At 39.8% G+C, this 14,312-nt stretch carries 15 protein-coding genes; 13 read left to right on the plus strand and 2 right to left on the minus strand.

The genetic code is table 11. The features are described from left to right. Window positions 1-84 precede the first annotated feature (84 nt). From B7E05_RS01985 to B7E05_RS02010, 6 genes are all read left to right on the plus strand, one after another. Complete coding sequence (locus B7E05_RS01985) at window positions 85-1,320, plus strand: IS91 family transposase (protein WP_080872081.1); 1,236 nt, start codon at window positions 85-87, stop codon at window positions 1,318-1,320. Next, entirely contained in the window at window positions 1,295-1,549 is a 255-nt protein-coding gene (locus B7E05_RS01990; protein ID WP_245832918.1) for a hypothetical protein, read from the plus strand. Before B7E05_RS01985 ends, B7E05_RS01990 begins: the two co-directional genes overlap by 26 nt. 204 nt (window positions 1,550-1,753) lie before the next feature. Continuing rightward, a complete protein-coding gene (locus B7E05_RS01995) occupies window positions 1,754-2,884 on the plus strand; it encodes a helix-turn-helix domain-containing protein (protein WP_080872083.1) in 1,131 nt (376 codons plus the stop codon). After that, window positions 2,881-3,093, plus strand: coding sequence for a PLD nuclease N-terminal domain-containing protein (locus B7E05_RS02000; protein WP_179134431.1), 213 nt, complete (start codon window positions 2,881-2,883; stop codon window positions 3,091-3,093). The genes B7E05_RS01995 and B7E05_RS02000 overlap by 4 nt, the downstream gene beginning before the upstream one ends. Next, window positions 3,090-4,025, plus strand: coding sequence for an ABC transporter ATP-binding protein (locus B7E05_RS02005; RefSeq protein ID WP_080872085.1), 936 nt, complete (start codon window positions 3,090-3,092; stop codon window positions 4,023-4,025). Before B7E05_RS02000 ends, B7E05_RS02005 begins: the two co-directional genes overlap by 4 nt. Continuing rightward, window positions 4,022-4,786, plus strand: coding sequence for an ABC transporter permease (locus B7E05_RS02010; RefSeq protein WP_080872087.1), 765 nt, complete (start codon window positions 4,022-4,024; stop codon window positions 4,784-4,786). Before B7E05_RS02005 ends, B7E05_RS02010 begins: the two co-directional genes overlap by 4 nt. Window positions 4,787-5,077: 291 nt before the next feature. On the opposite strand, the gene B7E05_RS02015 is transcribed toward B7E05_RS02010, so the two are convergent. Then, window positions 5,078-6,451 (minus strand): sensor histidine kinase, encoded by a 1,374-nt coding sequence (locus B7E05_RS02015; RefSeq protein ID WP_080872088.1) that lies wholly within the window; start codon window positions 6,449-6,451, stop codon window positions 5,078-5,080. 58 nt (window positions 6,452-6,509) lie between these two features. Beyond that, window positions 6,510-7,220 (minus strand): response regulator transcription factor, encoded by a 711-nt coding sequence (locus B7E05_RS02020; RefSeq protein WP_080872089.1) that lies wholly within the window; start codon window positions 7,218-7,220, stop codon window positions 6,510-6,512. 191 nt (window positions 7,221-7,411) lie between these two features. Here B7E05_RS02020 and B7E05_RS02025 point away from each other — a divergent pair, with 191 nt between their 5' ends. From B7E05_RS02025 to B7E05_RS02055, 7 genes are all read left to right on the plus strand, one after another. Then, on the plus strand, window positions 7,412-8,179 hold the full coding sequence (locus B7E05_RS02025; RefSeq protein WP_080872091.1) for an ABC transporter ATP-binding protein: 768 nt from the start codon (window positions 7,412-7,414) through the stop codon (window positions 8,177-8,179). Continuing rightward, window positions 8,136-10,034: an ABC transporter permease gene (locus B7E05_RS02030; RefSeq protein WP_245832920.1), complete on the plus strand. Its 1,899-nt coding sequence runs from the start codon at window positions 8,136-8,138 to the stop codon at window positions 10,032-10,034. Before B7E05_RS02025 ends, B7E05_RS02030 begins: the two co-directional genes overlap by 44 nt. Before the next feature lies 1 nt (window position 10,035). Beyond that, window positions 10,036-10,392 (plus strand): YxeA family protein, encoded by a 357-nt coding sequence (locus B7E05_RS02035; protein WP_080872095.1) that lies wholly within the window; start codon window positions 10,036-10,038, stop codon window positions 10,390-10,392. Between the two features lie 160 nt (window positions 10,393-10,552). Further along, the gene (locus B7E05_RS02040; RefSeq protein WP_080872097.1) at window positions 10,553-11,545 is read left to right on the plus strand and encodes a LacI family DNA-binding transcriptional regulator; all 993 of its coding nucleotides are present in this window, start codon (window positions 10,553-10,555) and stop codon (window positions 11,543-11,545) included. Between the two features lie 105 nt (window positions 11,546-11,650). After that, complete coding sequence (locus B7E05_RS02045; RefSeq protein ID WP_080872100.1) at window positions 11,651-12,502, plus strand: ROK family protein; 852 nt, start codon at window positions 11,651-11,653, stop codon at window positions 12,500-12,502. 158 nt (window positions 12,503-12,660) lie between these two features. Next, window positions 12,661-13,854 carry an oxalate decarboxylase family bicupin gene (locus tag B7E05_RS02050; RefSeq protein WP_080872104.1) on the plus strand — a complete coding sequence of 398 codons (1,194 nt, stop codon included), beginning with the start codon at window positions 12,661-12,663 and terminating at the stop codon, window positions 13,852-13,854. A gap of 113 nt (window positions 13,855-13,967) precedes the next feature. Then, complete coding sequence (locus B7E05_RS02055) at window positions 13,968-14,156, plus strand: hypothetical protein (RefSeq protein WP_080872106.1); 189 nt, start codon at window positions 13,968-13,970, stop codon at window positions 14,154-14,156. Window positions 14,157-14,312: the final 156 nt, after the last annotated feature.

Below are 14,312 nucleotides of genomic sequence, written 5' to 3' on the forward strand. Positions count from 1 at the left end.
TTCTTGTCTAGGAAATTATAAAATTCTCTAGCTGTGGATAACTTTTATGTTAAACTTTTATTAACTCACTGGAGGGGTAGAGATATGAGAAAGGGAAGCGGAGTTATTAAAGAAATCTTAAAAGACCATTTTGCTGGATTTTGGGAGTTCCATGCTGATCGTTTTCCGAAAACGTATCGTGAACATATAAAAGAAACGGTAGAAAAAACAATTCGTTGCGGGACACGTGATTTAGGATATGCTCGCTATGAGTGTTTAGGATGTGAAGGGGATCCTTCTCCTAAATTCGTGTGTTTTACTTGTAAAAGCAGACTATGCCACCGTTGTGGGAAAAAGTATACGGATGACTGGTCAGACAAACAACAGGAAATGATATTTAATGTTACGTATCGCCATATGGTCTTTACACTTCCACGAGAGTTAAGAAACATATTTTACAATGACCGAAAAAAATTAAATGAATTAAGTAAACAGGTAGCCGAAGTATTTCAGTACCATAATAAAAAGAAAGGTAAGAAAAGAGGCTTCCGTTCAGGGATTATTACGGTTATTCATACGTTTGGAAGAGATTTAAAGTTTAATCCTCACATACATGCATTGGTGACAGAAGGTGCGTTAGATAATCAAAATGAATGGGTTAATAATGGATATGTTCCTTATGATTTTTTAAGAAAGTCCTGGCAAAAAGTTGTCTTAGATTTGTTAAAGAAGTGGTTTCCTGCAACACCGAAAATCATAGAACTTATTAATGAGTTATATCAAAGGTATCCGAAAGGCTTTTATGTCAATGCAGAGAAGAAAATGAACAATGCCAAGCGTGTAGCCAAGTATATCGGCAGATATTTAGCTCGACCAGCTATCGCCGAATATCGTATTGAATCTTATGATGGGGAAACAGTTCATTACTGGTATGAGAATCATAAAACAGGAAAACGTGTAGATAAAAAGGTTCCAGTGTACAGGTTCTTATTTGAAATATTACAACACATTCCACCAAAGCATTTTCGAATGGTTGGGAGATATGGGCTGTATAGTAGAAGGGCTCATCGTAAAGCGCAACAAATATTGAGTTTATATGCGTTCATGAGAACGAAGCAGATTTCGTTTCTTTTGGAAGCAAAACGTAAGAAAAAAACATACCGTCAACGTATGATAGAATCATTTGAACAGGACCCTTTGGAATGTCCGTGTTGCCGTAAACAGATGGAGCTCATTGGAATATGGCATGCTGACTATGGGTGGATTTATCATTACATGGAGGATGTAGAGAAAGAAAGAAGGAGGAGATACGGAATTGACAAACCCAAAAGAGCCGGATAAATCAGATGAATTTTTTCCAGACTGGCTGGACGAAGAGGATCCTTTTGGCTTAAAAGAAGAAATGAAGATTATATTATTTCAATGTTTAGATTGCCATGGAACCGATGAAGTCCCGGAGTATATCATTGGTGAATTTAGTGTGGATAAAAATAATAGGGATGAAGTAGAACTTCATTGTCCGCATTGTAATGGCACTATGATTGAAGCGAAAAACGTCCCAAGTGATTAGCATCTACTTGGGACGTGATTTAGTCGCGTTAGCGATTTTGTTCTGCTATCCAATCAATCTTCAAATACTTGGAACCGTTCTTTTGCTTCTGTTTTTAGAATGTAAAAGTATCTTTCAGGTTGATTTATTCCTTCAATAGTTAACAATAACTCCATTGAATCGCCCTGTGTGAAAACATACAATAAAAGAGAAAGGAGAATTCCTATGCGAATGAATATTGGTTCCATCATTACAGAAAAAAGAAAAGAAAAAAAGATTACACAACAGGAATTAGCGGATTTTATTGGTGGTTCCAAGGCTTCGGTTTCTAAATGGGAGATAGGACGGACGTACCCGGATATCACTTCGCTTCCGCTGCTTGCTGCGTATTTTAATGTCAGCATTGATTCCTTGCTGGGATATGAATCACAGCTGAATCAAAAAGAGATTCAGCATATTTATGCTTCTTTAAAAGATTCTTTTGAAACAAAACCGGCAGAGGAAGTTTTAGTTTCTATCCGGAGTTTTATTCGCAGATATTATTCTTGTTATCCATTTATATTGCAAATGGGATTGCTCATTATGAATCATGTTGACCGGCTTCCGGGAAAAAGCGAAGAAGAGAGAATGCAGCGCTATATGAATGAAGCTAAGGATTTATTTATCCATGTCCGAACGCAGGCAAAAGATCCGGATTTGATTACAAAAGCTTTTAAGTTGGAGGCTTATTCTTTATTTACATTAAAAGAAGCAGATCAAGTCTTAGAAATTCTTGGTGAATATCCTCCTGGGATTTTCCCGGTGGAAAGCTTAATTTCTGGAGCTTTTCAAATGAAAGGGGAAACAGATCGAGCCATCAGCACGCTTCAAAGTGCATTATTTCAGTACATTATTGTCGTGATGAGTGCATTTACAAATTATTTACAGGTATTAATACATGCTCCTGAAAAATTCAAGGAGACCGTTCAAAGAGGGCAAGCATTAGCAGAAACATTCGACCTTACTTCCTTACATCCAGTGGCTTTGATGAATTTTCAATTATCGGCCGCTTTTGGTCATGCGCAAATGAAGGAGGAACATGAAGCACTGTCCATGCTGGAAGAATTTACAGAGGTAATCAAAGAAACCAGTTTTCCAATCGTCCTGCACGGGGATGATTATTTTGATCAAGTTGATGATTGGTTTAACAATTTGGATATTGGTAATCAGATGCCGAGGGATTCCAGATTGGTAAAAGAAAACTTTATAAATGCAGTTGTAGATAATCCGTTATTTTTAAATGGGCAAGAACAAGAACGTTTTGAGCAGATAAATCGAAAGTTAAAGAACCTTTTGGAATGCGAGGGAGAAAAATGAATGATACACAATTTTTAATGGATCATTTAGCACTGCTCATACCTTTGATTATCCTGCAATTCACGCTGATGATTACAGCGCTGATTCATGTCATAAAGCATCCCAATTATCGGTTTGGCAACAAAGGAATGTGGATTGTGATTGTTGTCCTTTTGCAAATCATTGGTCCGGTATTTTATTTTGTCTTTGGAAGAGGGGATAATGAATGAATATCCTAGAAGTGAAGAATGTTTCGAAAAGTTTCGGTTCTAAGCAGGTTCTGGATGGATTGGATTTAAAAGTTCCTGCAGGTTCTATCTTTGGTTTTGTAGGTGGAAACGGAGCAGGTAAAACGACAACGATGAAGCTTATTTTAGGTCTAGAAAAAATGACAGCGGGAGATATATTTGTCGGCGGAGAAAAAGTAACTTTCGGCAATACAAAAACGAATCGGATTACAGGCTATTTATCCGATGTCCCAGCGTTTTATCATTATATGTCTGCTGAAGAATATTTAACGTTTTGTGCGGAAATTACGGGATTGAAAAAGGAGAAGCGAAAACAAAAAATACAGGAAACATTAGCGCTGGTTGGTTTAGAGGGGAATAAAAAACGTATTAAGGGTTTTTCCAGAGGAATGAAACAACGTTTAGGCATTGCGCAGGCGTTGTTAAATGATCCGGAATTGCTTATTTGTGATGAGCCGACTTCTGCGTTAAATCCGGAAGGAAGAAATGCATTTTTGGAGCTTTTAGCCTCTTTAAAAGGGGAAATGACGATTTTATTTTCTACACATATTTTAGGAGATGTGGAACGCATTTGTGATTATGTAGGTATTTTAAATGAAGGAAAGCTAAAGGTGAACTCGTCTATAGAAGCATTGAAGCAAACCTATGCCAAACCGCAAATGGAGGTAGTGTTTGACGAAGGGGTGGACACTTCTTCACTGATTGCAGAGTTGAATGCGTTAAAAGAACAATCAATTATCACGGAGATGCAACAGATAAATGATTGCAATCAATTTATTATATCCCATAACAAAGTTTACGAAGAGGTGGCTGTCCCTCTTTTAGAGAACCTGATTGCTAAAAACATGATGCCAACTGCATTAAGAAAAATGAACCCTTCGCTGGAATCCATCTTTTTGGAGGTGATTCAATGAGGAATATCTATTATTTTTCCAAAAAAGAGCTGTTGGAAGGATGGCGTACGTCCAAGCTGCTTATATTATTAGTGATTTTTCTTATTTTAGGTATCATGAACCCGCTGATTGCATTATTAACACCGGAAATTTTACAAATGAGTTTTGGGGATACGATGCCAATCGATATTCCGGAACCGACTTCGCTGGATTCCTGGGGACAATTTTATAGTAATATGACACAGATGGGATTAATCGTGATAGTACTGATGTGCAGTGGTGCGGTGAGCGGAGAAGTAAATAAAGGAACGTTGATTAATCTTGTAACCAAAGGGCTAAAACGTTCTGCGATTGTGGTCAGTAAAAGTATTTATTATATTTTCCAATGGACTTTTTGTATGTATGCCGCGTTTTTCGTGACTTGGGGATATACGGTTTATTATTTTCCAGATAATCATAGCCCGCATATTTTTCAGGCGGCTTTTCCGTTATGGTTATTTGGGGTGTTGCTAGTCACGGTAATCCTGTTTTTTTCCACTGTGTCCAGAAACAGCTACGAAGGCTTGTTACTGACAGGCGCGTTCGTCGTTCTCTTATTTATCTTAAATATTGTTGATTCATTCGAGCGATATAATCCCATTTCGCTGATTGGTGAAAATATGAACTTTTTGCAGGGTGCTGCCAGCTTGGGAAATTATCTGTTTGCTATACTGCTTTCTGTTTTTTTATCTTTGCTATTTATCTGGTTATCCATCGTTATTTTAAACAAGAAGAAGTTATAACAGCAATGCTTATATGATAATAGAGTTTATTGAACTTATTTCTAATAGAAAGACGAACAGAATAGAAAAACTGCAAAAATTCGTCGGAAGAAAAAGGATATGATTGAAAGGTCTAGTCTACCTTTGCAAAATCATATCCTATATCAAAGACTGGGTTTTGAGAAAAGAGTTGATAATCAGTCAGCTCTTTTTCATGCTCTTAAGTGAATCTCGCGGTTTTTCTATATAACTTTATTGATGTTTCTTTTTAAGCACAAAGGAAGTTGTAACAGATCTGTGTAGCGCCAACCATTAATCCATCCGAATCTTAAACATTGTTCCTTCTCCGACTTCACTTTCCATTTCCACATCACCGCCATGTGCCTGAATAATATCTCTTGAAATAGCCAGTCCAAGTCCAGTGCCGCGTGACGTGGTGCTTGTGCCGCGGTAATAACGGTCAAAAATTTGTGCCTGTTCCTCTTTTTTAATCCCTTTGCCGTTATCGCGGATAATAATGCCGTCTTCCTGCACTTCTACGGAGACTTTTACATCTTCGTGATTATGAATTAAGGCATTGATAATAAAGTTTAATAATGCCCGCTTCATTAAATGCTGATCTATATTCCAGATTAATTCAGGTGCATTGCTGGTAAAATCAATGTCGTGTGTCTGGAATTGCGGATCATTCAATAAATCGATAATAATCTTTCGGACAAAACCTTCTACGCGTATCTCTTGAAGATGTAGATCCATTTCCTGATTTCGGAGGCGCATGGTCAGATTAAAATCATCGAGCAGCTCTTTCATATAAAGTGATTGCCGTTCAATGACTTCTGCGTATTCTAAACGTTCCTCTGCAGAGACATCCGCATTGCTCAGCAATTCTGCATAACCACGGATGGATGCGAGCGGTGTTTTAATATCATGCGACACATTGCTGATCCATTCATTACGCATTTTCTCCAGTTTTTGCCGATCATTTTCATGTGCCTGCAAGGTTTCAGATACGTCGTTTAAGTTGGCAAATACGCGTTTAAATACGCCTGGACGCTTCATTTTTTTCGGCTCAAATTTTCTTTCCTTTAATTCACTAATCCGTTCAATAATACGTGAGACGGGTTTGGCCAACACCGTACTGAACAGAAATCCGACAATACAGGCGATAATTAAGTCGACAATAATAATAGCGCCTAAGAACTGGGAAGTGTACTTCAGAACCTGCTGCGGATCAGCCATAATAATGGTTCGTTGCTGCTGGGACTCAGGGACACCGACGATATAACTGTACCCCTCAAATTCACTGACGAAGTACGTGTTGAAATCATCATCCATGTACTTATACTTATGAACTAAATCAATCGGTGTATAGTGTGTGGCGGCATTATCCGGTGCGTATTCATCGGATAAGACATTTCCGTTTTGATCCAGTATTTGCAGCCAGGCACCAAAGCGGGTCAGTGCATCTCTTCCTTCTTCTGAGACAACCGGTGTACCGTCTTCTATCGTTAAATATTGAGAGAAGTTGCGAGTAAAGTTTTCCCCTGTATCATGTGTGATATCTTCCGGGTTTTCATGACGTTGCGAAAATAATAACGCAATAAGAATAATGCTATTCACAATGCTGACGATAAAGACAATACTGAGAATGGAAATAAGATAGCGGATAGTGAGTTTCCATTTCATGATGCATTTACTCCTTTTTCAAATTCAAAAATTGCAGGTCGAGTCCTTGTATAGATGCTTATGGATTAAAACGGTACCCTAGCCCCTTTACAGTGACAATATAGGCAGGGTCTGACGGGTTTTCCTCAATTTTTTCCCGAAGTCTGCGAATATGCACCATTAACGTATTATCTGCTCCGTAAAAATCTTCTCCCCATACGGTTTCGAATAAGGTTTCCTTACTTAAAATATGTTTTGGGTTGCGCAGAAAACATGCCATTAAACCGACTTCTTTAGCAGTCAACTCTAAAACTTCGCCGTCCTTGCTTATTTCCGTTTCATCCCCATTCATGGTAAAGACGCCGATATTTTTGTCTGCTTGAGCTGGGGCGTGTGAACTGACCGCTTCCATGGTATATACACCTGCCCGGCGCAGCTGTGCTTTGACGCGGTAAGCCATTTCTTTGGGACTGAACGGTTTCGTAATATAATCATCCCCGCCAATGGCCAGTCCAAGTATTTTATCGATTTCATCCGATTTAGCGGATAAAAAAAGAATGGGAATACGTGATACTTCCCGGATTTTTCGACATAAATCATATCCTTCCCCGTCTGGAAGCATCACATCCAATATGGCCAAGTCGGGTTCAAAGCTGGTAAATTGCTTCCACCCTTCTTTGATCGACCCCGCTGTAGCAATTTCCGTCATTCCTTCTTTTTGAAGCGCTGTTTTCATGAGCTGGCACAGGTCCTGTTCATCATCGACAATTAAAATTTTCGGCTTTTCCATATGAAGTTCCCGCCTTTCTATATCAAAACAATGTGTATTTATGATTTACCAAAAAGTTGAATTATTACTATCTTAACAGGAATTCATTAACTATGAGACAGATTTAAACATTTTGTAAGGTTACATTGATGGCTGTTTAAGGATGAGGGGCTATAGTAAAGATAAAGATATTCGAAAGAGGTGCAAAGAGGATGGAGCATTTATTAAAAGTAGACGATGTCGAAAAAACATATGGAAAAGGCGCAAATACATTTCAAGCGTTAAAAAATATTTCTTTTACCATCGACCATGGCGAATTTGTAGGGGTGATGGGACCGTCCGGTGCTGGGAAATCAACGCTTCTTAATGTACTGGCGACAATTGATACACCGACGAACGGAGATATTTATGTTGAAGAAGACAATATTGCCAAAATGAAAGAGGAAAAGTTAGCAGATTTTCGCCGGGACCACTTAGGCTTTATTTTTCAGGATTATAATTTGCTGGATTCATTAACAGTGCGGGAAAATATTCTGCTGCCGCTTGCTGTTGCCAAAAAGCCGGCAAAAGAAATTGAAGAAAAAGTCAATGCTATTGCCCATTCGTTTGGAATAGAGGACATATTGGATAAGTACCCGTACCAGATTTCGGGTGGACAGAAGCAGCGTACTGCTTCCTGCCGCGCTATTGTATCTGATCCCAAGCTTATTTTTGCAGATGAGCCGACAGGTGCGCTTGATTCCAAATCAGCTACCGATTTGTTAGAGAGCTTGAGCAACCTGAATGAAACCCGTGAAACAACCGTGATGATGGTGACACATGATGCTTATGCAGCCAGCTTTTGCAGACGTATTCTGTTTATTAAAGATGGTGCTTTATCGGATGAACTGGTCCGTGGAACATGTACGCGGAAGGAATTCTTCCAGATGATCTTAGATGAATTGGCAGAATTGGACGGTGATGGGAATGACGTTGTTTGATTTAGCGTTAAAAAATATTCGCAGAAATATAAAGAGCTATGGATTATATATCGGAGCCACGATCTTCTCGATTATTATTTATTTTACCTTTGCGACGCTGAAGCATAGCGATGATATAAGCGGTTTAGCGGAAACTTCCAAGCAGATGCAGGGCATTATGAGCTCTTCGGCGTTTGTATTAATGATTTTTGTGGCCATTTTTATTCTATATTCCAATTCCTTTTTTATGAAAAGAAGGAAGAAAGAAGTTGCTTTATATTCCTTATTGGGAGTACGTAAACGAGCGATCGGTTTTCTATTATTTTTTGAGAATATCGTTATTGGAATTATTTCACTGGTCATTGGTGTAGGATTAGGATTCTTCCTGTCACAAGCTTTATTGTCACTTTTATTAAAGCTGATGGGCTTATCGCTTTCTGTCGGTTTTGCTTTTTCTATGCAGGCAGTAATCGAGACGGTACTGGTCTTTTTCCTAATATTTTTAGTGACCTCTTTACTGGGATACCGGGTGATTTATAAATTTAAGCTGATTGAATTATTCCATGCTGAGAAAAAAGGGGAAGAACAGCCAAAAGCACGGATGATTTCAGCACTGATCGGCGTTTTGTCATTAGTTTTAGCTTACTGGCTGGCGCTGCAGGATTTAATGACCTCTTCGGCTTGGCGGATTTTAGGCCTGGCGATGCCGCTGGTGATTATTGGGTTAACGATTTTAGGATCATTTCTCTTATTTAACAGTGTTCTCGTTTATATTTTACATGTCTTGAAAAGAAGGAAGAAATGGGCTTGGAAAGGGCTGCATCTTATGACATCTTCCCAGCTCCTTTACCGGATTCGCGGGAATGCCAAAACATTAACCATTATTGCGACATTGAGCGCAACAACGATTACAGCAGGTGGAGCGATATTTGGCACGTATTATAATACTGAAAAAAGTGTAGAAGAAATGGCACCTTTCTCTTTTATGTGGGAAGGGGAAGCCCAGGATATCGATTCCGACCTGGTAGAGGATGCTGTCAGCTTTGAAGCAAAGGATATCACCGTACCGGGAGAGCCATATGATCAGTCTTACTATGTTATAGACGAAGAAACATTTATGAAATTGACAGAAGCACTTGGCTGGGATATCGATTACCATGACTTGGGAAAAGATGAAGCAATGATGGTCGATCCTTACTATGATCCGCAATTGCAAGGGGATAGAGAAGAAGCCATTGCTATTGAGGGTGATGAGAAAAAAGTCAGTCAGTTTTATCAAGACCCGTTAGTAAATACGCCGACATTACCAGGCTCTACCTTAGTGATGGATGATGCGGCTTTTCAAGAGCTGGATGGAGAAGATGCTGCTTATCAGGCAGTGCAGATTACGGATGAGAAAAATCATTTAGACCTTTCTCAGGACCTGGAAGCAAATGCAGATATAGAGAGATTCTCCAGTGCAGGACAAAGTTATCAGGATGCCATAGCATCTTCTGGAGTGATGCTATTTGTCGGCAGCTTTTTAGGATTAGTGTTTTTAGTGGCTACAGGCAGCATTATTTTCTTTAAAATGATGACAGAAGCAGAGGAAGATAAGGATAAATATGCCGTTTTATATAAAATTGGTGTTTCCAAAAAAGAAATGAGAAAAACAATACGTTACCAAGTCGGGCTCATTTTTCTGGCACCGCTGGTATTAGGGTTAATGCATGGGGCAGTGGCGCTAATGGCATTTTCCAGTCTGTTACAAGCGAATTTGTTGGAGCCTGTCATTATCTGGATGGCGGCTTATACAATTATTTATATTTTATATTATGTGGTGACGGCCAGAGGATTTAATAAAACCATTACACGAAATATTGTACAGGAGGGTTAACATGAAAAAATTATTTTTTGTCATGATAGGTGTCGTCGTTTTATTTGCCGCAGCGGTTGTTGTTTTGATGACAGTGGATTTCAATCGGGCGGGAAAAGATAATGTTTATATTCAAGTGGATGAACCGGCAAGTACAGAAGAGGATAAGATGGATACGGGAGAAATAGCGACCACTTATTGGTATGAGCAGCCGGCTTATACAGAGGATGGAGAAGAAATTGAAGTGACGTTTTCTGCACAAAAGGATTTGCGTCAAGGAGCATATCTGATGCTTTATGTGAATGATGATAATGAAGTTTCTTCATACGATGAAGTCAGTGAAGAGGAATTGCCGGCTGCGGTGGAAGAAGCGCTGTAGTTTAGCAGAAAGTAGCCATATAAGATGCAACGAATTCGTTGGTATCTTATATGGCTTTTTGAATGGTTTAGCATACGGTTCTTTACGTTATAAACGAAACCCGATATGATGAAGAATAGATGTGAAAAAATGAAAGCGGGATTAAAGGAGAAGATTTTGTATGAAACCCAAAATCCAGGATGTCGCGAAAGTAGCCGGTGTATCCCCGACGACGGTTTCCCGGGTTCTAAATGACAGGGGATATATCAGCAACAAAACGAAAGAAAAAGTATATGCAGCAATGGAAGAAATTAACTATGTACCCAATGACCTTGCGCGTTCATTGTATAACAAGCGCAGTTACTTGATTGGTGTGATTGTTCCTTCAACCAGTAATCCTTTTTTTGGAGAATTGGTGGCGCATATAGAGAGTATTTGTGATGAAAAAGGCTATAAGGTGCTCCTTTGTAATAGCCTTCATGAAGCGGACAAAGAGAAAAAATATTGGGAAATGCTGCGCCGGCATCAGGTTGATGGGGTCATTGTCGTTACCTACAATCGCGGTTTAATAGATAAGGAACAACAATTTCCGGCAGTGGCCATTGACCATTACTTATCTGAACATATTCATGTTGTCAGCTCGGATAATTTCCAAGGCGGGGAAATGGCGAGCAGGGAGCTGATAGAAACAGGTTGCAAAAAGATCATTCATATTAATGGAGATGCCAAGTTGGAAACACCGGCCAATAACAGGCAATATGCCTATGAAAAAGTAATGAAAGAAGCTGGCAGGACTCCAGAAACGTATCATGTTGTTTCTGATGCTGCATTCTTAGAAAGTAATATTGTTACCATACAGCAGCTTTTCGAGGAGCATCCGGATGTAGACGGAATCTTTGCAAGTGACGATTTACTCGCTATACGTATATTACAATATGCGGAGAGTCTAGGCTACAAGGTGCCGGAAGATTTGAAAATTATCGGCTATGATGGGACAAGCCTCATACGGTCGCTTTATCCGAATCTCACAACAATTATTCAGCCAATCTATCAAATTGCAGAAAACGCTGTCGAGACATTAGTTTGGGAGATTGATGATAAACCGCATTATAGAAAAGAAAAAACATTTCCGGTTTCACTTTGGAAAGGGGAAACAACAAGGGATTCCACGTGAAGGAATACCGTTTCTCCGTTTTAGAAAAAAGATGAAATCGTAACTTCGAACCAAAATCTGCTATAATAATCAAACATGTAGAATAAATAAGGAGTGTTTACAGAGATGATAGGAGCAATTGAAGCGGGCGGGACAAAATTTGTATGCGCAGTGGGGAACCCGGATGGTACGATTATAGATCGCACAGCATTTCCAACAACAACACCGGATGAAACATTAGAAAAAGTGGAAGCATTTTTTGCGAAACATTCGATTGAGAAATTAGGAGTTGGCGCATTTGGACCCATTAATTTACGAGCCGGCAGTGAAAACTACGGCACGATTGAAAAGACTCCTAAAATTCCGTGGCGTTATTATCCGCTTATGGAAGAGCTTGAAAAACGTTTAGGCGTTCCTGTGGCCATTCAGACGGACGTTGTTGTTGCGAGCATGGGTGAATATGAATATGGAATCGGTAAGAATGCTGCGAGTTGTCTTTACATAACTGTAGGTACGGGAATCGGGGCAGGACTTGTTCAAAATGGAAAGCCATTTCAGGGAAGAAATCATTCGGAGATGGGACATGTTTTATTACAAAAACATCCGGAAGATACATTTGAAGGGGCATGCCCAAGCCACGGCTCCTGCTTGGAAGGATTGGCTGCCGGCCCGGCCATTGAAGCACGTTATGGTAAAAAAGGCGCGGATTTAGCTGATGAGGATCATGTTTGGGAATTAGAGGCATATTATTTGGCTCAGGCAATCATGGATTATTTTGTGATTCTTTCTCCAGAAAAAATCATTCTCGGCGGCGGTGTCATGAAACAGGAAAAATTGTATCCGATGATTCGTGAAAAATTCATGGAGCTGTTAAATGATTACATCGAAGTGGAGAATGTAGAGGAATTGATTGTTGCTCCAGCATTAAACGATGAGCAGGGTGTAAAAGGCTGTATCGCTTTGGCAGCAAAAGAGTAATTTATAACGGAGATGAACGAAAGGCAAGGTATACTGGCCAGGTTCATCTCTTTTTTCATCCCTTTCTTTTTAACCGTAGGCACATACAAGAAGCAGGAGGCATAAACCGATGTTAAAGGGGTTTTCTCTGTATAAACCGATAAATGAGGTGCTTTTTGATGGAAAACCGAAATGGTAATCAATGGAATGAACATGTACCGCAGCCTATTCGAAATGATGGAGCGGGCGCGATGGATGTGGGACCGCGTAATATTATGCGGGATGTGCAAAATCCGGATATGCTTGTTCCGCCAGCTACGGATACGGGATTGCTTCCGAACTTGAAATTCTCGTTCTCAGATACTTCCATGAAATTAAAAATGGGAGGATGGTCTCGAGAGGTTACTGCGAGAGAGCTCCCGGTCGCTACGACACTTGCTGGGGTGAATATGAGTTTAACAGCTGGTGGTGTGCGAGAGCTTCACTGGCATCAAGAAGCGGAATGGTCTTACATGCTTTTAGGAAGGGCGCGAATAACGGCGGTTGACCAAGATGGACGGAATTTTATTGCAGATATTGGTCCCGGCGATCTTTGGTACTTTCCACCGGGAATCCCGCATTCCATTCAAGGATTGGAGCATTGTGAATTCCTCCTGGTCTTTGATGATGGAAATTTTTCTGACCAAAATACTTTATCCATCTCTAGTTGGTTTGCACATACGCCCAAAGATGTCCTATCAGCTAATTTCGGTGTGCCAGAGAATACTTTCCACTCCATTCCTTCAGATGAGCTTTATATCTACCAAGGAGAAGTACCCGGTTCCTTGGAAAGTCAGGAAGTCCCGTCTCCCAACGGTGAAGTTCCATTGACCTTCAAGCACGAGCTTTTGAAGCAAACACCCATTAAAACGCCAGGTGGAAGCGTGCGAATTGTTGACACTTCTAATTTTCCGATTTCGAAAAACATTGCCGCTGCACTTGTTGAGGTTGAGCCGGGTGGCATGAGGGAAATGCATTGGCATCCCAATCAGGATGAATGGCAATATTACCTTGCCGGGCAGGGACGTATGACGGTATTTAACGGAGAGGGCGCTGCACGTACATTTGACTATCGTGCTGGTGATGTCGGTTATGTTCCCTTTGCTAATGGACATTATATTCAGAATACGGGTGACGATACATTATGGTTTTTAGAAATATTCAAAAGCAGCCGCTTTGAAGACGTGTCATTGAATCAATGGATGGCGTTGACGCCTAAGGAATTGATCCAAAGTAATTTGAATGTGGGCTCTGAATTGATTGATTCACTGCGCAAAGAAAAATGGCCCGTTGTGAAATATCCCGGATTTTCCTATTATCCTAAAAATAGTTAGGTAAACAAGAAAGTTATATCAGTGCCGTCTATTTTTGCTAAAAGACTTGAGCTTCCTGGTTAAGAAATGCCTTATTGGGTAAAATAAACGGAAACAAAGCAGGAGGGATAGTCATGCAGGAAAATAAAAGCGATAAATATACAGTTGCAGGAACAAATATCGAGTCGGTTAAAGAAGCAAATAAAAACGCTGGTATGTCCTATAATGAGGTCAAAGAATTCTTAGCTAAAACAATGGAAGAGCGTGGGACGGAAAGATACAGTGATACAGATATTAAAAATGAAGAGATGCTGGATCAGTAATCTCAGAAAAAAGGAAATGAAAACGGGTAAAGCATCTGTTAGGGAGCAGGTGCTTTTTGATTGAAAAAAGCGTGTTAAATTTACCCAAAAAAGATAGGCGCGCAAACTTTATGTTTTGTTTATCGCTCAAAGGTTTTTTATGAAATTTTGTGTCAA

It is taken from the genome of Oceanobacillus timonensis, from assembly GCF_900166635.1.
GTDB lineage: Bacteria > Bacillota > Bacilli > Bacillales > Amphibacillaceae > Oceanobacillus > Oceanobacillus timonensis.